Source organism: Bacillus cereus group sp. Bce041 (assembly GCF_052646455.1).
In genome coordinates, this window is sequence record NZ_JBQXON010000001.1 from 390030 (window position 1) to 410995 (window position 20966).

Genomic DNA, 20966 nt, shown 5'->3' on the forward strand with positions numbered 1-20966 from the left:
TCAAGATTAATAACTCACATTTCTGAAAATTGTTACATCATTTCACTAAACGATACTCCAACTGAATTTCATGTAAAATTGGGATATTATCATATCCCATACGTGGAATTTCTTTCTTTATTTTTCGTGCCTCCTCTACCGCATTCACATATAAATTAGTCATTACAAAATTACGTTTTTGGTAAAATCGTAACGCATTCATATTATCATTTGTTGTAATAAGCCAAACCTGTCTGCACCGTTCTTCTTCTGCAACTTGTAATACACAATCCACAAGTTTCGTCCCTATTCCTTTTCTTTCTTCAAAGCTATCTAGCGATACAATTTCGCATATATTTCCGGTCACTTCATACGTTATAATTCCGATTATTCTGTCATCTGAGAGCGCAACAAATCCTGGCAACTCTTCTAACTGATGTCCCTTACCACGTGAAACCATCAATGAACTTCCCCAGTTCTCACACATGAACATTCGGATTGTTTCTTTCATCGCTGGCGTAATTTTTTGTATATGCAGCATTTCCTATTTCTCCCCTTTTATATCATTGTGATACAATATAAGTGTATCACATGTAACGGTATTTGGAGGGTGAGGTAAAGTATGAAACGTTTTTTTGCAGCATTGTTTACTATACTAGGTGCAATAACTGCCCTTGGGATTTTCTTTACAAATAAAGTGATGTACTTAAAGAAAAAAACAGAGGAAGAAGTACTCGAAAGAGAAACGAAAAAACATTTTCGTATAGAGGATTTTGATGCTCTTCATAAAGAAGAAATTCATATCCCTTCACAATTCGGATACGACCTTCACGGATATTACATTCCTGCTGGTCATTCCACCAATAAGTTTATGGTTTTTTGCCACGGTGTAACTGTAAATAAAATAAACTCTGTAAAATATGCAAACTTATTCTTAAAAAGGGGATATAACGTCCTCATTTACGATCATCGTCGTCATGGTAAAACTGGCGGAAAAACAACAAGCTATGGATACTATGAAAAACATGATTTAAAATCCGTAGTTGACTGGCTAAAAAACCGTTTTGGCACCAATATTACACTTGGTATTCATGGTGAATCTATGGGAGCTGCAACACTTCTTCAATACGCAGGACTTGTAGAAGATGGTGCTGATTTCTATATTGCAGATTGTCCTTTCTCTGATTTCCACGGACAATTACAGCACCGTTTAAAGGTTGAATTCCATTTACCAAAATGGCCTTTATTACCTTTAGCAAACGCATTTTTGAAAGTTCGTGACGGTTATACAATTCGTGAAGTTTCACCAATCGACTGTATAAAAAACATTAACAATCCCGTTCTCTTTATTCATAGTAAAGATGACGACTATATTTTAGCTGATATGACAAAAGCGTTATATGAAGCGAAAGAAAATAATAAGCAGCTTTATATTGCAGAACACGGTGCACACGCTTGCTCTTATAACGAAAATAAAGAAGAGTACGAAGCAGCCGTCGATCAATTTTTAAACACATATGTGAAAGAAACAAAAAACAGGCTTGCATAAGCCTGTTTTTTATTGCGCTAAAACGTCTGTAACTTGTTCCATATTTTCAGAAATCCATTGCATTGCATCATCTAACGTTGGGAATTCTGTCGTTTGAAATGTTACTTCATCTTGAAGTAACCAAACATCCTTTGCCTCTTGCCCTACACCTGCAATGGACCAATGTAACAAACTATATGGATGATTATCATTCAAAAATGATGCCCACGTGCGCTCATTTGCAATGTTTCGTAATGTATGTAATTGTTTATCCATCTCTCGTCACCTTACTCTAGTCAGTTATGAAAACTATTATAACACTCTCTTCTTTCTCAAACAAAGTGCTCTTTTTATATTGTCAAGCACTTCCCTTGATTATATGATGAAATTAAGCGTTTGGGAAGGAGGGATAACGTTGGCAAAAGTACAAATTAAAGTAAATGATAATGGCTCTTTTCGCGTTACAGGGGACGTGGAATTAGTCGACTCACAAGGGAATGTATTCCCAGCAAAACCGGCATTTTCTTTATGCCGTTGTGGTTTATCAAAAAATATGCCTTATTGCGACGCTTCGCATAAAGGTAAATTCGAGTCTGTTGTTAGAGCACCAGAGGCAGAATAATTTTACATGTGACATGCACATTTTTTTGTGCATGTTTTTTCTTTTTAGCAACTCCGTTATATCCCTTCTCCTTACAACATTTCTAATACTTTTATTTCCATTCCAGCCTGCATATATTTTCACACAATTCTTCACATTCGAATATTTTTTACTAGCCTTTTATTTTTTTTGTGCTATAATTTGAGCAAACAGCATCCTTCGGGGTCGGGTGAAATTCCCAACCGGCGGTGATGAAGTGAAAACTTCTAAGTCCGTGACCCGTTTTCAACTCGAAAACGGTGGATCTAGTGAAACTCTAGGGCCGACAGTATAGTCTGGATGGGAGAAGGATATGTTTCTAGTTTTTTATATAGTGAATACACTTTTATTTCAGTATGCATATTTTTAAAGATTCATTTTGATTCTTTATATATGTTTAATTTTCTATACTTATTTTTTATACTGAAATAAAAAGAGACAACTAGCGTTTAAAAATTCGATATTTTGCTAGGTTTTTTCCTTATGCAGAAATATCAATTATCGTTAGGTTTCTTTCCTATGCTTTCGTATTCAAACTATATTTCTAGAAATCACGTCTCCCAAACCCCAAGGATATTAAATCCTTGGGGTTTTTTGATTTTTTTAGGAGAGGTGAAGAAAATGACAGATCAAGAATATATGAGGATTGCCCTGCAGTTAGCAGAAGGGACATCAGGACAAACAAGTCCAAATCCTATGGTTGGTGCTGTTGTTGTAAAAGATGGAAACATCGTTGGTATGGGGGCTCATTTACGAGCTGGTGAAGAACACGCAGAAGTTCATGCCCTTCAAATGGCTGGTCAGAACGCCAAAGACGCTACCGTTTATGTAACACTGGAACCGTGTAGCCACTTTGGAAAAACACCACCTTGTTGTGAATTGCTCATCGAAAAAGGAGTTAAGCGTGTTGTAATTGCTACTCTCGATTGTAATCCGCTCGTTTCTGGTAACGGAAAAAGAAGATTAGAGGAAGCTAGAATTGAAGTAACGACCGGTGTTCTTGAAGCAGAAGCAGTTTTATTAAATCGCTACTTTTTTCACTACATGAAAACGAAGCGCCCTTTTGTAACAATCAAAACAGCGATGAGCTTAGATGGAAAAACAGCAACTGTAACTGGTGAAAGTAAGTGGATTACAGGTGAAGAAGCACGTGCTGATGTTCACCAATATCGCCATACACATGATGCAATTCTTGTTGGAGTGAATACAGTTATAGCTGATAATCCTCATTTAACAACAAGAATTCCAAATGGTGGGAAACATCCTATTCGCGTTGTTTTAGATATCCATTTACGAACGCCACCATCTTCTCATGTTATAACAGATGGTTTAGCACCGACATGGATTATTGTCGGTAAGGATGTAAAGGAAGAGAAGATATCTTCTTATGAATCTAAAAATATAGCTATATTCCAAATGGAAACGAAACATATAGAAATCGAGGACCTTCTTTCCTTTCTTGGAGAGAAACAAATTCTTTCTCTATTCGTTGAAGGTGGCCAATCGATTCATGCAAGTTTCTTAAAAACAAACAATTTTAATGAAATTGTAACCTATATAAGTCCGAAATTAATTGGTGGGAAAGATGCTCCTACTTTATTTGGAGGAAATGGTTTTTCAAAATTACAAAATGCGCTTTCCTTGAAAATTCAAGAGATGAAACAAATTGGTGATGATATAAAAATCGTTGCGAATGCCCGAAACGAGGTGACGAAATGTTTACAGGAATTGTAGAAGAATTAGGAACGATAGCAAACATGCAACAAAGCGGAGAAGCGATGAAATTAACGATTCATGCAAAGAAAATTTTATCAGATGTTCACTTAGGTGATAGTATCGCGGTTAACGGTATTTGCTTAACTGTAACAAGCTTTACAACTACTTCATTTACAGTTGATGCAATGCCTGAAACGATGCAGTCGACATCACTTCGCATGCTTAAACCGCACTCTAAAGTAAATTTAGAGCGAGCAATGGCTGCAAATGGACGATTCGGTGGACATTTCGTTTCAGGACATATTGATGGCATCGGAACGATTTTAAATAAAAAACAACATTACAATGCCGTCTATTACAAAATAGCAATTTCTGATGAACTGCTGCGCTATTGTTTGCAGAAAGGGTCCATTGCTGTTGATGGAACGAGTTTAACGATATTTGATATAGACGAATCTTCTATAACGATTTCACTCATCCCGCACACAGTAAGCGAATCTGTCATTGGAGAAAAAAATGCCGGAGATATCGTAAACATTGAGTGTGACATGATTGGTAAATATATCGAACGCTTTATTACTAAACCTACAAAACGAGTAGGTTCAATGACCGAAAGCTTTTTACAAGAAAACGGATTTCTATAAGGGGGAAGCACAATGTTTCATCGTATTGAAGAAGCTCTAGAAGATTTAAAACAAGGTAAAGTCGTTATCGTATGTGATGATGAAAACCGAGAAAATGAAGGCGATTTTATTGCTTTAGCAGAGTACATTACACCAGAAACAATTAATTTTATGATTACACATGGCCGTGGTCTCGTTTGTGTACCGATTACAGCAGGGTACGCAGAACGTCTACAATTAGAACCAATGGTATCTCATAATACAGATTCACATCATACTGCGTTTACAGTGAGCATTGACCATGTTTCTACAACAACAGGGATTAGCGCTCACGAACGTGCAACTACGATACAAGAATTGTTAAACCCCGCATCAAAAGGCGCTGATTTCAATCGACCTGGACATATCTTTCCATTAATTGCGAAAGAAGGCGGTGTCCTGCGTCGTGCAGGTCATACAGAAGCTGCTGTTGATTTAGCGAAGCTATGCGGTGCCGAACCAGCTGGAGTTATTTGCGAGATTATAAATGAGGACGGCACGATGGCACGTGTACCTGATTTAATAGAATGCGCAAAACAATTTGATATAAAAATGATTACAATAGAAGATTTAATTGCTTACCGCCGCCATCATGAAACACTTGTGACGAGAGAGGTGGAAATTACATTACCTACAGATTTCGGTACTTTCCACGCAATTGGCTATTCTAACTCATTAGATACGAAAGAACATATCGCACTTGTAAAAGGTGATATTTCAATAGGTGAACCGGTACTTGTGCGTGTTCATTCTGAATGCTTAACAGGAGATGTATTCGGTTCACATCGCTGCGATTGCGGACCACAACTCCATGCAGCACTTGCTCAAATTGAGCGTGAAGGAAAAGGTGTTCTTCTTTATATGAGACAAGAAGGAAGAGGCATTGGGCTTCTTAATAAGCTTCGTGCTTATAAATTACAAGAAGAAGGATTCGATACTGTAGAAGCAAATGAAAAACTCGGCTTCCCTGCTGATCTTCGTGATTACGGTATCGGTGCACAAATATTAAAAGATTTAGGTTTACAAAGTTTACGATTATTAACGAATAACCCAAGAAAAATTGCTGGCTTACAAGGTTACGATTTAGAAGTAGTCGAGCGTGTACCGTTGCAAATGCCAGCAAAAGAAGAGAATAAATCGTATTTACAAACGAAAGTAAACAAATTAGGACACTTACTAAACTTATAATTAAAGGAGAGATTTATTATGGTATTCGAAGGTCATTTAGTTGGTACAGGATTAAAAGTTGGAGTTGTTGTTGGACGTTTTAACGAATTTATTACAAGTAAGTTACTTGGCGGCGCTTTAGACGGATTAAAGCGTCACGGTGTAGAAGAAAATGATATTGATGTTGCTTGGGTTCCTGGTGCATTTGAAATTCCTTTAATTGCTAAAAAGATGGCTAGTAGCGGCAAGTATGATGCTGTTATTACATTAGGTACTGTAATCCGAGGTGCTACAACTCACTACGATTACGTTTGTAATGAAGTAGCAAAAGGTGTTGCGTCTTTATCACTACAAATGGACATCCCAGTTATTTTCGGCGTATTAACGACAGAAACAATTGAACAAGCGATTGAACGCGCAGGTACGAAAGCTGGTAATAAAGGATATGAATCAGCTGTTGCTGCAATTGAAATGGCTCACTTATCAAAACAATGGGCATAAAAAAAGAGGCTACGGCCTCTTTTTATTTTTTCACCTTTTTTTGTACATCTTTTATTAATTCATTCATCGTTTTTCCTTCTGTTTTTATATGAAGAGCTTGTGCTGTTCTCCATACATTCTCTCTTTTTTTCGCTTCTTCTATAATAGTAATTTCTTTTCTAACTTCCTTTAAATCTTTTCCTTCCGTTTTCAATCCAAAATGTTCAGCTTTCGTTCGAAAGTGTTGTTCGATTCTTTGTTGCATCTCTTTTTGTTCAGGATTTTCAGCAGCCTTAACTGGATCAGAACTTATTGCTTTTATTAAAATTAAACAAGTCATAATCGCTAATATGTATTTGTACATGTAAAATCCTCCAACCCAATATAAATTACATATTTACTATGTACAACTAGGGCTTGGAAAATTCGTTCACAAAAATTCTTTTTTTCGTTCAAAAACCAATAGTAACAGGCGTTCACAACTATTTATTACATTTTATTTACAAAAAAAGCAAACCCTTTTACAAGTTTGCTTTTTCATCTATCTTATAATGCACACTCTTCAATCTCAAATCCTAAATCTGCAATCATACCCCAGTCTGCAGTCGGCTCTTGTCCAGCTGTCGTTAAGTAGTCCCCGACAAAAATAGAATTTGCTGCAAATAAACCGATTGGCTGTACAGAACGTAAATTGATTTCACGTCCTCCTGAAATACGAATTTCTTTTGTCGGGTTTACAAAACGCATCATTGCCAGTACTTTTAAACATTCTACTGGCGTTAACTCTTTTTGCCCTTCAAGAGGTGTCCCCTTTACAGCAACAAGGAAATTACAAGGGATAGAATCTGCATCTATACGTTGTAATTCAAATGCAATTTCAGCACGCTCTTCAATTGTTTCTCCCATGCCAAAAATCGCTCCAGAGCATGGGGAAATGCCCGCTTGTTTTGCTTTTTGAACTGTATCAACACGATCATCATACGTATGAGTTGAACAAATACTATCGTAATTATTTGCATGTGTATTTAAGTTGTGGTTATAACGGTGCACGCCTGCTTCCGCTAAACGTCCTGCTTGATCTTCATTTAAGAAACCTAAACAACAACAAATCTTCAAGTCTGTCGTTTCACGAATTTCCTTAACTGCTCCAATTACGTGATTTACCTCTTTATCCGTCGGACGACGACCAGACGCTACAATACAATATGTACCTGCTTTACGGCGTATTGCTTCATGTGCCCCTTCTACAATCTTCTCCTGCGTTAACCATGCATATTTATCAATCGGTGCTTCTGAAATAATAGACTGTGAGCAATATCCACAATCTTCAGGACATAATCCAGATTTCGTATTAATAATCATATTCAATTTTACTTTCTTACCAAAGTGATGATGGCGAATAATGTAAGCCGCATTCATAATTTCTAAAACTTCTGTATCATCAGCTTCTAATATCGCTATTGCATCTTCTTTTGTAATCATCTTCTCTTCCACTACGTCGTATGCAAGTTTTTTCCAATCCCTTTTTGTTTGTACTTGTTTCATTTCATCTCTTCCCCTCTTTTGTTATATGTATAAATAAAGCATGATACGTTGCCATTATCCCTTCATTTCCCGTGAAGTCTCTTTCGTATATGCGTAGCATCGCACGAAAGAGTGAGGGACTTTGACAATATGATCCTTCATTGCTATTAGTTGCTCCTACTTTTCGAATAGAATGCAGAAACTCCTTAACTTCTGTAAAACTCTCTATGTAACATGTTTCAGAAACATGCACATCCCCTGTTTCTATCTTACATATATGAAGCAACTGATCTTTTGAATAAAAACGTTGACCAATCGATGTTTCATTTTTTATATTTCTTTCTTCTTTCGCACGTTGGAACGAAGCATGCAATTCTTTAAATGTTTCATGTCCAAACGTTGAAAAGAGTAATATCCCATCTATAGACAAATGTTGAAATAAATTTCTTAACACTTGTTGTAAATTATTTAACCATTGAAATGTAGCATTTGAAATAATGACATCATATGATTCTTCTAATCGTAATCGCTCAATATCTTCACAGTGAAACGTTACATTTTTTACATTTTGTCTAGTTTGCGCAATCGCAATCATACTTTCAGCAAAATCAACTGCTGTAATATGTGATTTCGGAAATAACTTTGATAATTGCTCTGTTACATACCCCGTCCCGCATCCTAGTTCTAAAATACGTATTGATGCCGTTTCACTATATCGTTCCTTTAAGATTGAAAGTAATGAATGTGCCATCTTTTTTTGTACATTTGCATATCGATCGTAAGATACGGCTGCCCCATTAAACCGTTTTTGTAGTAACGTTTTGTTGATCATGTCGTATCCCCTCTACAAATTGAATTATCTCATTTGCGCAATATTCAAAATTCGTCACACATAATGCATGCCCTGCTTCACTTACTACTTTCAGCTCGCTGCTGCTATTCTCCGTCATACTACGTGCCGCAGACAATGGGCATATTACATCCTGTTCTCCGTGAATAAGTAGTATAGGTACTTTAATTTCTTTTAGTTCTTCTCTCATATCTGTTTCTATTAAATAATCTAAACCTAGTTGTAAAGACTGAATAGAATCACCTTTAAAACGGTCTACAATGTCTTCAAAGTTTTTATTCTCTTTTAGCTCATCTTTCGTAAACATATTTTCATAAAACCGCTTGAGCGTATCTTCTTTCCTTCTCGCCAAATTCCTTTTCAGCCGTTCTACATGCAAAGCATTCCATCCGTTACTGTAATCGCTCGTATTTGTAAATTTAGCAGTACCACCAATTAATACGATGCCTTTTGCCTGAATCTTTTTATAAGCTTCAACTGCTGCTAACGCTCCTAGTGACCATCCAACCAATATTACGTTGTCATTATGCGCTACATCTATAATTCGTTCCGCAAATTCACTTCGTTCTTTCACATTACGCCAATCTATGCATTGAACAGAATATCCTTTAAAATACGGAAGTACTAAATCCCAAATATTCTCTTCCATTCCCCATCCGGGGATAAAAATAATCTTTAGCTCATTCATACGAAAAGCTCCTCTTCTTTCGCAATGTGGATAATTCGGTCAATAGCCCATTTTAAATCAGCTATTGTATGTTGCGATGTAACTGCAAAGCGAATTCGAGAACTATGAACCGGCACAGTTGGCGGACGAATTGCAATAGCCGCAATCCCTGCCTCTTGCAACCTTTTACTAAACCGTAAAGCATGTTCATTTGAACCGACTACAATCGGTACAATATGAGTTGAACTATTTCCAATATCAAAACCAGCATCCCTTAATTTAGTTCTGAAGTATTCTCCGTTTGCTATAAGGTTCTCTCTTCTTTCGTTATCTTCTTTTACAATTTCAATTGCTTTTTGCACTGCTCCTAACGTACTTGGTGGTAAGGCTGTAGTAAAAATAAAGCTTCTCATCATATTTTGTAAATACTCTATATAAATTTCATCACCTGTCAAATACGCACCATAACACCCTAAAGCCTTGCTAAACGTCCCCATATGTATATCAATTTTTTGAGAAAGATTTTTTTCTATATGAGATAACCCAGCTCCGCCGATTCCATATATTCCACTCGCATGTGCTTCATCGACTATAATGATTGCCCCGTATTTCTCTTTCAGCTGTACTAAATCTCTCAAATACGCAGTATCACCGTCCATACTAAAAACGGTATCTGTTACGATTAATTTCCTTTTTTCAGGCGAAGCCATTTTCAACAACTTCTCTAAATGATCCAAATCATTATGACGATACCTTTTATGCTCTGCCCCGCTTAATATGATTCCATCAACAATACTTGCGTGATTTAACTTATCACTAAAAACAATATCGTGCCGAGAGGCTAAAGAAGATATGGCACCTATATTTGCCGTATACCCACTATTTACAATTAAAGCTCTTTCAGTACCTTTCCAGTCACATATGCTTCTCTCAACCTCTTCATATAATAGATGATTTCCTACAACGAGACGAGAGGCAGTCGCTCCAGTTCCATATCTTTTTGTACAGGCAATAGCAGCTTCTTTTAACCTTTCATCTCCAGCTAACCCTAAATAATTATTTGACGCTAAATTTAACATCCTTTTTTTATCTCGAATAAGCCAAGTCTCTTCTGCCTTCTCTGTTACATGCAAATCACGATACTGCCCTTCCTCATGTAATTGTTGTAATTTACATTGAAGGTGCGCCCGCCACGTTTGATTCATTTTGGATAAACTCCTCTAATTTTGAAATCATAATATGTTCTTTTGCAGATTCTAATACTTCTTCTTTCGTAAACTCACCTGCAAAGAATGGTAATAATCCTAAAACTGGTACCCCGCTCAGCTCTTCAATCATCTCTTTATTTTCTTGCACTCTTTCCATTTCACATTCTTTGCAACCTGATAAAATGACACCCGCTACGGTTAAGCCATGCGCCTTTGCGTAAGCAATCGTTAACACTGTATGATTTACTGTTCCTAATGTAGGACGAGCTACTACAATAAGAGGCAACTGTAATTCTTTTGCAAAATCAATTACTAAAGCATCTTCTGTATATGGGACAGCAAGCCCACCTGCTCCTTCTACAAATAAGTTATTAAACTCTTTTAATAGTTCATTATAGTAATCAGTAATTTCTTTTAACTTTACTACTCTTCCAGCTCTTTTCATGGCAAGTCTCGGAGCAAGTGGTTCTTCAATAGAATAAGGGCAAATTTCATTTTCTTGTGTCGGTACACCTGATAATGATTTTAACCTTGCCGCATCTCCCTCAGGGTTTGATGCAACATGCCCACTTTGCAACGGTTTATATACCCCTACGTTATATCCTAATTCTCTAAATACACCTGCTATAGCACCTGCAACTACTGTTTTTCCAACTTCAGTATCAGTTGCTGTTATGAAAAAACCACTCATTATTCTCCCTCCGTAACATCCGAGATTGCCTTATATAAAATGCGTAACATATCATCAATTTCTTCAAAAGTAGAAGCAAGTGGCGGCATAAATACAATCGTGTTACCTAGCGGTCGTAAAATCATACCCAGCTCTCTTGAGCGTTTACATACTTGAACACCGACTCTCTCTGTCCAGTCAAACGCTTCTTTCGTTTCCTTATTCTTCACAAGCTCAATACCAACCATTAATCCGCACTGACGAATATCACCTACATGTTTATAAGCAAAGAGCTTTTCTAATTGCGCTGCCACATAATCCGTTTTACGTGCCACTTCTTCTATTAAATTTGTTTTTTCATATAGTTCTAGATTCGCGATTGCTACGGCACACCCTAACGGATTGCCTGTGTAGCTATGTCCATGGAAAAATGTTTTTTGTTCTTCATATTCTCCTAAGAAGGCATTATATATTTCATCTGTCGTTACCGTAACTGCAATTGGTAAATATCCACCTGTTAAACCTTTCCCAGCAGTTAAAATGTCTGGCGTCACATTTTCATGTTCACAAGCAAACATTTTCCCTGTACGCCCAAATCCAGTTGCTACCTCATCTGTAATAAATAATACATTGTACTTAGTACATAAATCGCGCAGTCCTTTTAAATATCCTTTTGGCATTGTAATCATCCCGCCAGCACCTTGCATTAATGGCTCTACAATGATGGCAGCTACTTCTTCATGCTTTTCTTTCAACAATTCTTCCATTTCTTCTAAATGGCTTTTTACAATTTCCTCCTTATTATTTCCGTAAGGAGAACGATATGTATATGGATACGGCATTTTAATCGCATCAAATAAGAGCGAACTATACACTTGGTGAAACAAGTCTATTGCTCCTACTGAAACAGCTCCAATTGTATCACCGTGATATGCTTCTTTTAATGTAACGAATCTTTGTTTCTTTGGTTTCCCTTTATGCTGCCAATATTGGAAAGCCATCTTAATTGCAATTTCAACAGCGGTAGAACCTGAATCAGAATAGAATACCTTCTTCAATCCATCTGGTACAACCTCAATAATTTTTTCTGCTAATAAAATAGATGGAACGTTAGCAAGTCCTAGCATAGTAGAATGAGCAATTTTATTTAATTGCTCACGAATTGCTTCATCTAATTCCGGTACTTGATGTCCGTGAACATTTAACCATATAGATGAAACACCATCCCAATATTCATTACCATTTACATCGTATAGCTTTCTTCCCTCTCCACGTTCAATAATGACAGGATCTTCTTCTAAATAATCTTTCATTTGTGTAAATGGGTGCCATACGTAAGCTTTATTTTTCTCTGCTAATTCTTCATATGTATAAGATGATTTTTCAATCGTTTTACTATTTATTGTCACAATTGTCACCCCTAATGTTAACTTGTTTACAAATAAAGTTAACATTAAATCTGAATGACTGTCAATTATTTTAAAATCAAATAGTTCTTAAAAAAGAACAACTTATCATACGATAAGTTGTTCTACTTTCCATGCTGTATCTTTCCAATTTCTAAAATAATTTCTTCATCTTTTTTTCCCTCTGTATTAATTCCAAGCTGCTTCGCATGCTCAATTAATAAATCATGACGCTGCTCAAATCTAGCCTTATTTACTTCTTTCGTAATTTCTTCTTTTGTTTTTCCATCACTAGAAACCCCTAGTTTCGTAGCTGCTTTCTCCATCGACTTCTTCTCTTCCGCTTCTTTCGCTTTCTTCACTTCTGACTGCTGTACTTGCTTTTGCTTCGCTTGCTCTGATTCAGCTGCAAAAGCTGTGTAAATGCCAGCACTTCCGCCAATGACTAGTAAGGTGGTAAAAAGAATTATTTTTTTCTTCACTCTTTCCTCCCCTTTCAAATTCATTATAACGCACATTTTTTAGTGTTAAAACCTATCTCCTTTATTTCCCTAAAAAAATATCACATATTTTTATTGACATGTATGATGAATATATGATAAAAATTTAACTAACATCATATGAATCGGCGTTGATAGGATTTAGTAGTATTTCGATTTCTGATTTCAGAGAGCTGGTGGTCGGTGCGAACCAGTACAGAGCGAATTATGAATTACCCCCTGGAGCTTCTTTTACGAAACGTAAGGAGTAGTGAAAGACGGTTATAGACCGTTATGTCTAAAGAGTGGTGAAACGAAACTGTTTCACAATTTAGGGTGGTACCGCGAATTTTTCGTCCCTGCATATATTGCAGGGGCGTTTTTATTTTATAAGCGCATATCATATGACCCTTTATTTTGTGATACATTCATTTCACAAGCTAGGGTGGTACCGCGATTTCTTCGTCCCTGCATAATTATATGCAGGGACGTTTTTTTATCCAATCATTTCCGTATCATATAGAAGGACTAACAATTACCGGTAATTTGTCACAAAATTCTAAATTTTAGAAGGAAATATACAATATTGGCGAATTTTATATAAAAAAGAGCTATTTCACATTACTTAGGAGGGGAAAACAATGGTTTCAAAAATTGAGTCTGTTCTTTTAACAATTTTTATCTTTTTCTGTATTGGTTTTAGTGTTATTCAATTAGAAGTTTCACCACACATCCCAATTTTATTTGGTATCGTTCTTTTATTAGCATTTGGATTCTTGAAGAAAATCTCTTGGTCTACTATGGAGAAAGGGATGATTAGTAGTATTTCAGCTGGCATTCCATCTATATTTATTTTCTTACTTGTAGGCGTATTAATTAGCGTTTGGATCGCAGCTGGAACTATTCCCACTTTAATGGTATACGGCTTCCAACTTGTATCTCCAAAAATTTTCGTTCCAACTGTTTTTGTTGTTTGTGCAATTGTTGGAACGAGTATCGGTAGTGCATTTACAACTGCTGCAACTGTAGGACTTGCCTTTATGGGAATGGGTACTGCCCTTGGATACGATCCAGCTCTTATTGCTGGTGCAATTATTTCTGGTGCATTCTTCGGAGATAAAATGTCTCCTTTATCTGATACAACAAACTTAGCGCCTGCTGTAACAGGTGTAGATTTATTTGAACATATTCGTAACATGCTTTGGACAACAGTGCCAGCTTTCATTATTGCTTTTATCGCATTTTTCATTTTAGGAAGCGGATCTGGTGGAAACGTTGATTTCTCAGCATTTATTAACACACTAGAAAAAAATGCAACGATTTCTATCGTTACACTGATTCCTATTTTATTACTGTTCCTATTCGCATTTAAAAAGGTACCCGCAGTTCCAACATTACTTGCAGGAATTGTGGTAGGGATTATTATTCTCTTTATTTTTAAACCTAGCACTTCTTTAGCTGATTTAATAAAAATTATGCAAGACGGTTACGTTTCTAAAACTGGTATCAAAGACATTGACAGCTTATTATCTCGCGGTGGCCTGCAAAGTATGATGATGTCAATTGCTCTTATTTTCCTAGCTCTTTGTATGGGAGGATTATTACAAGGAATGGGTATTATAGCGCAGCTGATGAATATTATCTCTAGCTTCGTAAAAACTAGTACACGCTTAATTATTTCTACTGCTTCAACTGCAATTGGTGTAAACTTCTTACTTGGTGAGCAATACTTATCTATCGTTTTAACAGGACAAGCATTCGCTAATAAATACGATGAAGTCGGTTTAGAACGTCGTAATTTATCACGAGTATTAGAAGATGCTGGTACAGTAATTAATCCACTCGTACCATGGGGTGTAAGTGGCGTATTCTTAACAAACGTTCTTAGCGTTCCAACATTCGATTACCTGCCATACGCAATCTTCTGTTTAGCATGTCCAGTCGTAACCATTATCGTCGGCTTTACTGGATTCGGTCTTTCATGGAAAAAAGAAAAAGCAGTACCAGTTTCATAATATAATAAAAAGGATTACCAAATCGGTAATCCTTTTTATATTTCTCGACTATCTATTCGCTTTCTTTCTTCTAAATAACATAAGTAATCCCGCTCCAACAAACGCAAGACCCGCTCCAATTGTAGAAGCAATACTTGCACCTGTTTTCGGTAAATCACGTTCATCTTTTTCAGCTTCTTTATTTTCACTTACAGTTGTTGTTGTTTCTTTTTTATTTTGATCAGCTGTTGTAGTTTGTCCAGATCCAGTATTGTTTCCATCTTGTTTTGGTTCATTACCATTATTACCTTCTTCTGTTGGTGGTGTTGGGTTTTCTCCACCACCTGTTGGCGGTGTCGTCGGGTTCTCTCCATCACCTTTCGGTGGTGTCGTCGGATTTTCTCCACCAGTTTCTTTATCATCATTTTTCTTCGTTATATCAATTGCATATTTAGCAAATTCATTTTCAGATGGTCCAACATATGATATGTTCCCATCTTTCTTTATATACTTTTGTGCATTTGGTGAAGAATCAAATGTTGTATTTAATTTATCTGCAACAATCGGTTTAAACGTCCAATTTTGATCAGCTGCTGGATCAATATTTTTTATTTTTTGCATATACTTCACAATGATTTGACGTGTTTCATCTTGTGATTGGTATACAACTTCCCCTTCACTTACACCTGGGAACGTTTGACTACTTCCACGATAGTTATTTGTAGCGACAATGAACTTTTGATCATCAGCTACTGGCTTACCTTCATATGTCATATTTACAATACGATTCGTATTTGCATTTACAACTTTTCCATCTTTATCGTATTTCGCTGGTTGTGTTACATCAATTTCGTATTTTAAGCCATCTAAAATATCAAAGTTATATGTAGGATAGCCTATATTTACTAACGGCTGTTCTTCTGTTTTCTTTGGATCAATTTGATTAAACTGACCTGCAGACATTTCAAGCCATTCTTTCACTTGTGCCCCATTTACTTTTACAGCATATAACGTATTTGGATACACGTATAAATCTGCAACGTTTTTAATTGCTAACGTTCCAGCTGGAATATCCGTATAATATGTAGCACCGTTTCGGCCACCTGCTTTAAATGGTGCGCCTGCAGATAAAACCGGAATATCTTTAATCTCTTCGTACTCTGGTTTTTTAAGTTCTTGTTCTACATACCATTTTTGCGCATTTGTCACAATTTGTACGGAAGGATCATCTTGTACTAATGAAAAATAACTATTAATTGGTGCTTTCGTTTTACCTACAGGTGTATTTACATAGTCGATTGTCGCTTGATGCTCATCTTTAATTTCATTAACTAATTTTTGATCAGATTCTACTAATGGGGTACCTTTACTATTAGCAATCGGGCGAAGTTGTGGCTTAGATTGATCTTTTTGTACTTCCCATTTTCCGTTTACCTTTTTCAATTGCATATCAATAATACCTAAGTTACTACCAAAAACACCAGGCATTACGACTGGAACACCATTAAATACATCCTTCACTTCAGTATGTGAATGTCCCATTAATACTGCATTTACGCCAGGAACCTCTGTTAAATAATACGACGCGTTTTCCATACCAACGTTGTATCCACTTTTATCAACACCGGAATGAGCTAGTGCAACGATAACATCTGCACCTTCTGCTTTCATTTTTGGTACCATTTTCTTCGCTGTTTCAACTATATCTTTCGCTTTAACTTGTCCTTCTAAATTCGCTTTATCCCAATTCATAATTTGTGGTGGAACAAATCCCATTACACCAATTTTCACTATTTGTTTTTGGCCTGCTTCATCCACTACTTCTTTCTCTAAAATATGATATGGTCTATCAAAGTAATGCTCGTCATTCTCATCATTACCATCATGGTCATCTCTGTAGACATTCGAGTTAATAACCGGAATTTTTGTTTTACTAGTCACTTCCTTTAAATAATCTAAACCATAGTTAAATTCATGATTCCCAAGAGAGATGACGTCATACTTCATTAAATTCATTACACGATATAATGGATGTGTATAACTAGGATCCACAGGATTCTTCTGATCTTTTATTTTATTTGCTACATAATCTCCAAGCGGTGTCCCTTGTAATGCATCTCCATCATCAAATAGGACAGAGTTCTTCACTTCTTCACGTGCTTTATTAACGAGTGTTGCCGTTTGTACGAGACCTACTTTATTATCTGTTTTCGTTTGATAATAATCGTAATTCATTAAGTTAACGTGAATATCTGATGTTTCTAGAATTCGTAATTTAACTGTACTCTCCCCAGCGTTCTCATCTGCATGAGCTGTTGCTGGCATTACTTGCGGTGCTATAACACCAATCGCAAGAGTTGCTCCAGCTAGCATTTTTTTTGACTTTTTCACAAAAAATCCCCCTTATACAATTACCAGAAATAATGAAATGAATCCCTATCTGTCTCTAACCACATACCTTTTTTCTTCTATTAGAGACACAATTTTCATTTCACCCTGCGCTAACGAGTAGTCCCCTTAAACGCTCGATTGATGAAGACTAACAATTAATAGGAAATAAAGCTCCCACTAATTAAAATTTCACCTTATCTGACATTATCATATATAAAGTTCTTTCCTATCGTCAATATTTTTTGACAAACTTCAACAAATTTTCTGTAAAGTTATTATAAACTTTTCATAAACATATAATATGCCCTTACATTGCTAATACTGCTGAATATGATACAATTACCAATTACAAGGAGGATGAATTTATGAAAAAAGTCATCTTAACAATTGTTTGTCTCCTCCTTCTGATCATTTCTTATTCTTATTTTGAAAAGAACGACGAGACAAAACAAAATGAACCCGAAGAAAAAACATCTACTCCAAGTTGGATTGATAAGCAAACAAACGATTCCTTTTATCATCTCGTACTAGGTGATTCGCTCGCCAAAGGATATGGATCAACACAAGGTGGATTTGCTGAATTAGCCTCTAAACAAATAGAAGCACAAATTCATAAACCAATTACTGTAGAAAACCTTGGGATAAACGGTCTTACAACAGATCGTCTCGCTAAAAAAGTTCAATCAGAAGATGTAAAGCAAAAAATTAGAGCAGCAAATATCATTACAATTAATATTGGGGGAAATAATTTATTTCGCTTAAATCGTGATGTCGGTGTTATAGACGGTATTAAAATGTTAAATAAAGAAAAAGCTCATTTTGAAGCGGATGTAAAAAATATTGTAAAGACAGTCCGAGATCAAAATCCGGATGCTTTACTCATTCTTTCTGAACTCTATAACCCGTTACAACTCGATGACTCCATCGCAAGTTATGCAGATATGTTTTTAGACGGCTGGAATGAATCCGTTTATTCCATTGCAAAAGTGAATCAACCATCTATCGTTTTGCCAATTCGTAAATTAATATCGAATGATAAAAAAGAATTGCTCTTTGACCAAGTACACCCAAATGATAAAGGCTATACGATTATTGCCGATTCATTTACAAAAAAAGTATTGGCCTACAAATATTAAAATTCCCATGAAACAATTCTATTTTTATAACATGTCTTTTTTGTTACAATGATAGTGGAAGGGGGCCTTTATATGGAATCACGCGAGTGGGAACGTATTGTTGATCATCTTCTTTCGCTAGTGCCTCTTTTTTATCGCAAATTTATGCTTCCTGGAGAATTTTCTTCTCAAAGACATATGCCGCCATCACATACACAAGTATTACTGCTTTTGCATGAAAACGGCACATTAGCAGTTTCCGAAATCGGCAAGCGGCTAGCGATTTCACGGCCTAACATGACACCTCTATTAAACAAACTTATTCAAGAAGAACTAATAGAGCGTCATTATAGCGAAAAAGATCGACGGGTCATTTTAATTTCCCTAACAGCTGAAGGGAAATTATTAGTAAATCAGTATCAGCAATTCATTTTAGACAAACTAAAAGAAAATTTCCAAACATTATCTGAGGAAGAGCGCGAAAAGCTCATTCATTCTCTTCAAACCATTCAAAATTTAATTTTGAAAACAAACGTATAAAGCTGCTTCTAAATAGAAGCAGCTTTATGATTCGTAATAGTTACCATAGTACACATTGGAATATGGCCATGTTGTTAAATATGGTTTTTTTTCCTGTGTAGGCTGTTGTTGTGGTAATTGTGGTATTTGTGATAATTGCTGTAATTGTTGTTGCCGATATAATTCGTATTGTCTACTCGTATCATAAACCGGATAATAATTTACATATGGATATACTTGAGGTACGTAATAATAATACATTATCCTCTCCTCCTTTTTCTTAAACATATTCAAAGGAGAAAATGGATGTGACATTGTTTATAATTGTACAAGTGGTTCTCTCACTCGTTTCTTCCTTTTCTTCAAGCGTAACTTACGGTTCTTTTCGTATAAATAATGCACAACGAAATACGAAATGAGACCAAACACAACTCCTAAAATCGTCATTCCAATTAATACATACACTTCACTTTGTAATAAGCTCTTTAATATCGTAAAAATGTGACTTGAAAACAAGTCCGATATCGTAAATGGTTCATGATGAATTTTCTGTACATGAAATGGATAAATCATTTTTCCTAGCGCATACGCAAGCGGAAATAAAAATACTGGGAGAAACGATATTTTCCCAATAATATTGCCAATAACTGCCGCAGGAAAAGATCCCTTTGCTAACCTGACGATTGGATAAAATATTACATATACGAGCGATGCCGTATAAATGACTAACATTTCTAAGCCGAATCCTATAGCAAACCCTAACGATACTTTCTTTGCGCCTTCTGGCGATCGAAGCAACTTATAATATTGAAACTTTAATATTCTCCACATCCGCTGAAAAAACGAATATGTTTTCTTAGTTGTTTTCACCCTCATCATCTCTTTAACTATATTTTTATATGTAGTATGTCCTTACACACTCTGAAAAACAAATTTAGTTTTCTCTTTTATTATAAATGATATCGAAATGGTTAACTAAATATACATATGACATTTTAATATAAAAAAACCTCCCTTTTAGGAAGGCTCTTCTACATTTTTAAATAAACTCACTAATAACGCTTTTTGAGCATGCAATCGATTACCAGCTTGCTCAAAGACGATAGACTGCGGTCCATCTATAATTTTTCCTGTTACTTCTTCTTCACGATGGGCAGGTAAACAGTGTAAGAAACGATATGTTTGCTTCGCATGCTTAACAAGTTCGTTATTGATTTGGTAAGGTTGAAATAAAGAATATTTCTCTTCTTCGCCCTCTTGCCCCATGCTCATCCAAACGTCAGTATAAATGAAATCTGCTTCATTCACCGCTAATTCAGGATTATGCAAAACTTCAATCTCAGCTCCTGTTTCCTTGGCAATCGCTAACGCTTTTTTTACAATCTCTTCATTCGGTTCATATCCTACAGGCGTTGCAACAGTCATATGCATTCCGACTTTTGCACTCGCTAGCAACAATGAATGACATACATTATTTCCGTCACCTACGTAAGCCAATTTTATTCCTTTAAATGTATTTGTTTCTTCATATATTGTCATGAGGTCTGCCAATGCTTGACAAGGATGATGATCATCCGTTAAACCGTTAATAACAGGAATGCTCGATTCTTTTGCAAGCTCTTCTACATCCGCGTGCGAGAATGTACGTATCATAATCCCGTCAATATACTGCGATAATACTTTCGCAGTATCTGAAACAGTTTCTCCTCTTCCCATTTGCATCTCTTTTCCACTTAAAAACATACCATGTCCCCCGAGTTGTACCATTCCCGCTTCAAAAGATACACGAGTACGAGTTGAATGCTTATCAAAAATAAGCCCTAATATTTTGCCTTGTAATAAAGGCTCTTGCTTATTCTTTTTTAAATATATAGCGAACTCAATTAAAGAAATAATTTCTTCTTTCGTTAATTCTTCTAGTGTTAAAAGATCTTTCGTATTTAATTTCGGTACTTGTACAGTTGACATGAA

23 protein-coding genes, 1 riboswitch and 1 other annotated feature are annotated in these 20966 nt (G+C 36.0%); of the genes, 9 read left to right on the plus strand and 14 right to left on the minus strand.

Going from position 1 to position 20966, the window contains the following annotated elements; all coding sequences use genetic code 11:
* Positions 1 to 37 precede the first annotated feature (37 nt).
* A complete protein-coding gene (locus ACUN13_RS01975) occupies positions 38 to 520 on the minus strand; it encodes a GNAT family N-acetyltransferase (RefSeq protein ID WP_000902435.1) in 483 nt (160 codons plus the stop codon).
* A gap of 81 nt (positions 521 to 601) precedes the next feature.
* Between ACUN13_RS01975 and ACUN13_RS01980 the strand changes: the two genes are divergently transcribed.
* Positions 602 to 1528 carry an alpha/beta hydrolase gene (locus ACUN13_RS01980; RefSeq protein ID WP_000819234.1) on the plus strand — a complete coding sequence of 309 codons (927 nt, stop codon included), beginning with the start codon at positions 602 to 604 and terminating at the stop codon, positions 1526 to 1528.
* A 9-nt stretch (positions 1529 to 1537) separates the two neighbouring features.
* On the opposite strand, the gene ACUN13_RS01985 is transcribed toward ACUN13_RS01980, so the two are convergent.
* On the minus strand, positions 1538 to 1783 hold the full coding sequence (locus ACUN13_RS01985; RefSeq protein ID WP_000360793.1) for a DUF2552 family protein: 246 nt from the start codon (positions 1781 to 1783) through the stop codon (positions 1538 to 1540).
* 139 nt (positions 1784 to 1922) lie between these two features.
* Here ACUN13_RS01985 and ACUN13_RS01990 point away from each other — a divergent pair, with 139 nt between their 5' ends.
* From ACUN13_RS01990 to ribH, 5 genes are all read left to right on the plus strand, one after another.
* A complete protein-coding gene (locus ACUN13_RS01990) occupies positions 1923 to 2129 on the plus strand; it encodes a CDGSH iron-sulfur domain-containing protein (protein ID WP_001151582.1) in 207 nt (68 codons plus the stop codon).
* A 190-nt stretch (positions 2130 to 2319) separates the two neighbouring features.
* A riboswitch (FMN riboswitch) is annotated at positions 2320 to 2463 on the plus strand.
* 305 nt (positions 2464 to 2768) lie between these two features.
* Entirely contained in the window at positions 2769 to 3881 is a 1113-nt protein-coding gene (gene ribD, locus ACUN13_RS01995; RefSeq protein ID WP_025687581.1) for a bifunctional diaminohydroxyphosphoribosylaminopyrimidine deaminase/5-amino-6-(5-phosphoribosylamino)uracil reductase RibD, read from the plus strand.
* On the plus strand, positions 3863 to 4507 hold the full coding sequence (gene ribE, locus ACUN13_RS02000) for a riboflavin synthase subunit alpha (protein ID WP_000493910.1): 645 nt from the start codon (positions 3863 to 3865) through the stop codon (positions 4505 to 4507). Before ribD ends, ribE begins: the two co-directional genes overlap by 19 nt.
* A gap of 12 nt (positions 4508 to 4519) precedes the next feature.
* Positions 4520 to 5713: a bifunctional 3,4-dihydroxy-2-butanone 4-phosphate synthase/GTP cyclohydrolase II gene (ribBA, locus tag ACUN13_RS02005; protein WP_000468981.1), complete on the plus strand. Its 1194-nt coding sequence runs from the start codon at positions 4520 to 4522 to the stop codon at positions 5711 to 5713.
* Positions 5714 to 5731: 18 nt separating this feature from the next.
* Positions 5732 to 6193, plus strand: coding sequence for a 6,7-dimethyl-8-ribityllumazine synthase (ribH, locus tag ACUN13_RS02010; RefSeq protein ID WP_000230895.1), 462 nt, complete (start codon positions 5732 to 5734; stop codon positions 6191 to 6193).
* Between the two features lie 22 nt (positions 6194 to 6215).
* Here ribH and ACUN13_RS02015 read toward each other — a convergent pair whose 3' ends face one another.
* The 8 genes from ACUN13_RS02015 to ACUN13_RS02050 all read right to left on the minus strand — a co-directional run bounded on the left by ACUN13_RS02015 (position 6216) and on the right by ACUN13_RS02050 (position 12979).
* Positions 6216 to 6536, minus strand: coding sequence for a hypothetical protein (locus ACUN13_RS02015; protein WP_000280032.1), 321 nt, complete (start codon positions 6534 to 6536; stop codon positions 6216 to 6218).
* A 182-nt stretch (positions 6537 to 6718) separates the two neighbouring features.
* Positions 6719 to 7717, minus strand: coding sequence for a biotin synthase (gene bioB, locus ACUN13_RS02020; RefSeq protein WP_000815856.1), 999 nt, complete (start codon positions 7715 to 7717; stop codon positions 6719 to 6721).
* Position 7718: 1 nt separating this feature from the next.
* Entirely contained in the window at positions 7719 to 8528 is an 810-nt protein-coding gene (gene bioC / locus ACUN13_RS02025; protein WP_000608913.1) for a malonyl-ACP O-methyltransferase BioC, read from the minus strand.
* Complete coding sequence (locus tag ACUN13_RS02030) at positions 8494 to 9234, minus strand: alpha/beta fold hydrolase (RefSeq protein WP_001004172.1); 741 nt, start codon at positions 9232 to 9234, stop codon at positions 8494 to 8496. Before ACUN13_RS02030 ends, bioC begins: the two co-directional genes overlap by 35 nt.
* Positions 9231 to 10418, minus strand: a complete 1188-nt coding sequence (gene bioF, locus ACUN13_RS02035; RefSeq protein ID WP_025687582.1) for an 8-amino-7-oxononanoate synthase — start codon at positions 10416 to 10418, stop codon at positions 9231 to 9233. The genes ACUN13_RS02030 and bioF overlap by 4 nt, the downstream gene beginning before the upstream one ends.
* On the minus strand, positions 10384 to 11112 hold the full coding sequence (gene bioD, locus ACUN13_RS02040) for a dethiobiotin synthase (RefSeq protein ID WP_417052721.1): 729 nt from the start codon (positions 11110 to 11112) through the stop codon (positions 10384 to 10386). Before bioD ends, bioF begins: the two co-directional genes overlap by 35 nt.
* Complete coding sequence (gene bioA / locus ACUN13_RS02045; RefSeq protein ID WP_044307303.1) at positions 11112 to 12545, minus strand: adenosylmethionine--8-amino-7-oxononanoate transaminase; 1434 nt, start codon at positions 12543 to 12545, stop codon at positions 11112 to 11114. Before bioA ends, bioD begins: the two co-directional genes overlap by 1 nt.
* Before the next feature lie 77 nt (positions 12546 to 12622).
* Positions 12623 to 12979, minus strand: a complete 357-nt coding sequence (locus ACUN13_RS02050; protein ID WP_000726896.1) for a hypothetical protein — start codon at positions 12977 to 12979, stop codon at positions 12623 to 12625.
* Between the two features lie 140 nt (positions 12980 to 13119).
* Positions 13120 to 13340, plus strand: a binding site (T-box leader).
* A gap of 277 nt (positions 13341 to 13617) precedes the next feature.
* On the opposite strand from ACUN13_RS02050, the gene nhaC reads away from it, so the two are divergent.
* Positions 13618 to 14991 (plus strand): Na+/H+ antiporter NhaC, encoded by a 1374-nt coding sequence (gene nhaC, locus ACUN13_RS02055; RefSeq protein WP_000253730.1) that lies wholly within the window; start codon positions 13618 to 13620, stop codon positions 14989 to 14991.
* A gap of 48 nt (positions 14992 to 15039) precedes the next feature.
* Here nhaC and cpdB read toward each other — a convergent pair whose 3' ends face one another.
* On the minus strand, positions 15040 to 17361 hold the full coding sequence (gene cpdB, locus ACUN13_RS02060; RefSeq protein WP_445423647.1) for a bifunctional 2',3'-cyclic-nucleotide 2'-phosphodiesterase/3'-nucleotidase: 2322 nt from the start codon (positions 17359 to 17361) through the stop codon (positions 15040 to 15042).
* 365 nt (positions 17362 to 17726) lie between these two features.
* On the opposite strand from cpdB, the gene ACUN13_RS02065 reads away from it, so the two are divergent.
* Both ACUN13_RS02065 and ACUN13_RS02070 read left to right on the plus strand, forming a co-directional pair.
* Positions 17727 to 18497, plus strand: coding sequence for a GDSL-type esterase/lipase family protein (locus tag ACUN13_RS02065; RefSeq protein WP_000755844.1), 771 nt, complete (start codon positions 17727 to 17729; stop codon positions 18495 to 18497).
* Between the two features lie 72 nt (positions 18498 to 18569).
* Positions 18570 to 19016 carry a MarR family winged helix-turn-helix transcriptional regulator gene (locus tag ACUN13_RS02070; RefSeq protein WP_000445819.1) on the plus strand — a complete coding sequence of 149 codons (447 nt, stop codon included), beginning with the start codon at positions 18570 to 18572 and terminating at the stop codon, positions 19014 to 19016.
* A 24-nt stretch (positions 19017 to 19040) separates the two neighbouring features.
* Here ACUN13_RS02070 and ACUN13_RS02075 read toward each other — a convergent pair whose 3' ends face one another.
* The 3 genes from ACUN13_RS02075 to argF all read right to left on the minus strand — a co-directional run bounded on the left by ACUN13_RS02075 (position 19041) and on the right by argF (position 20963).
* On the minus strand, positions 19041 to 19256 hold the full coding sequence (locus tag ACUN13_RS02075) for a hypothetical protein (RefSeq protein WP_000291956.1): 216 nt from the start codon (positions 19254 to 19256) through the stop codon (positions 19041 to 19043).
* Positions 19257 to 19313: 57 nt separating this feature from the next.
* Positions 19314 to 19874, minus strand: coding sequence for a DUF2062 domain-containing protein (locus ACUN13_RS02080; protein WP_002005691.1), 561 nt, complete (start codon positions 19872 to 19874; stop codon positions 19314 to 19316).
* 138 nt (positions 19875 to 20012) lie between these two features.
* On the minus strand, positions 20013 to 20963 hold the full coding sequence (gene argF / locus ACUN13_RS02085; protein ID WP_000108865.1) for an ornithine carbamoyltransferase: 951 nt from the start codon (positions 20961 to 20963) through the stop codon (positions 20013 to 20015).
* Positions 20964 to 20966: the final 3 nt, after the last annotated feature.

Coding starts and splice junctions, on each gene's coding strand:
- ACUN13_RS01975 (WP_000902435.1), bottom strand. CDS start 520: ATGCTGCATATACAAAAAATTACGCCAGCGATGAAAGAAACAATCCGA.
- ACUN13_RS01980 (WP_000819234.1), top strand. CDS start 602: ATGAAACGTTTTTTTGCAGCATTGTTTACTATACTAGGTGCAATAACT.
- ACUN13_RS01985 (WP_000360793.1), bottom strand. CDS start 1,783: ATGGATAAACAATTACATACATTACGAAACATTGCAAATGAGCGCACG.
- ribD (WP_025687581.1), top strand. CDS start 2,769: ATGACAGATCAAGAATATATGAGGATTGCCCTGCAGTTAGCAGAAGGG.
- ribE (WP_000493910.1), top strand. CDS start 3,863: ATGTTTACAGGAATTGTAGAAGAATTAGGAACGATAGCAAACATGCAA.
- ribBA (WP_000468981.1), top strand. CDS start 4,520: ATGTTTCATCGTATTGAAGAAGCTCTAGAAGATTTAAAACAAGGTAAA.
- ribH (WP_000230895.1), top strand. CDS start 5,732: ATGGTATTCGAAGGTCATTTAGTTGGTACAGGATTAAAAGTTGGAGTT.
- ACUN13_RS02015 (WP_000280032.1), bottom strand. CDS start 6,536: ATGTACAAATACATATTAGCGATTATGACTTGTTTAATTTTAATAAAA.
- bioB (WP_000815856.1), bottom strand. CDS start 7,717: ATGAAACAAGTACAAACAAAAAGGGATTGGAAAAAACTTGCATACGAC.
- bioC (WP_000608913.1), bottom strand. CDS start 8,528: ATGATCAACAAAACGTTACTACAAAAACGGTTTAATGGGGCAGCCGTA.
- ACUN13_RS02030 (WP_001004172.1), bottom strand. CDS start 9,234: ATGAATGAGCTAAAGATTATTTTTATCCCCGGATGGGGAATGGAAGAG.
- bioF (WP_025687582.1), bottom strand. CDS start 10,418: ATGAATCAAACGTGGCGGGCGCACCTTCAATGTAAATTACAACAATTA.
- bioD (WP_417052721.1), bottom strand. CDS start 11,112: ATGAGTGGTTTTTTCATAACAGCAACTGATACTGAAGTTGGAAAAACA.
- bioA (WP_044307303.1), bottom strand. CDS start 12,545: ATGTTAACTTTATTTGTAAACAAGTTAACATTAGGGGTGACAATTGTG.
- nhaC (WP_000253730.1), top strand. CDS start 13,618: ATGGTTTCAAAAATTGAGTCTGTTCTTTTAACAATTTTTATCTTTTTC.
- ACUN13_RS02065 (WP_000755844.1), top strand. CDS start 17,727: ATGAAAAAAGTCATCTTAACAATTGTTTGTCTCCTCCTTCTGATCATT.
- ACUN13_RS02070 (WP_000445819.1), top strand. CDS start 18,570: ATGGAATCACGCGAGTGGGAACGTATTGTTGATCATCTTCTTTCGCTA.
- ACUN13_RS02075 (WP_000291956.1), bottom strand. CDS start 19,256: ATGTATTATTATTACGTACCTCAAGTATATCCATATGTAAATTATTAT.
- ACUN13_RS02080 (WP_002005691.1), bottom strand. CDS start 19,874: ATGATGAGGGTGAAAACAACTAAGAAAACATATTCGTTTTTTCAGCGG.
- argF (WP_000108865.1), bottom strand. CDS start 20,963: ATGTCAACTGTACAAGTACCGAAATTAAATACGAAAGATCTTTTAACA.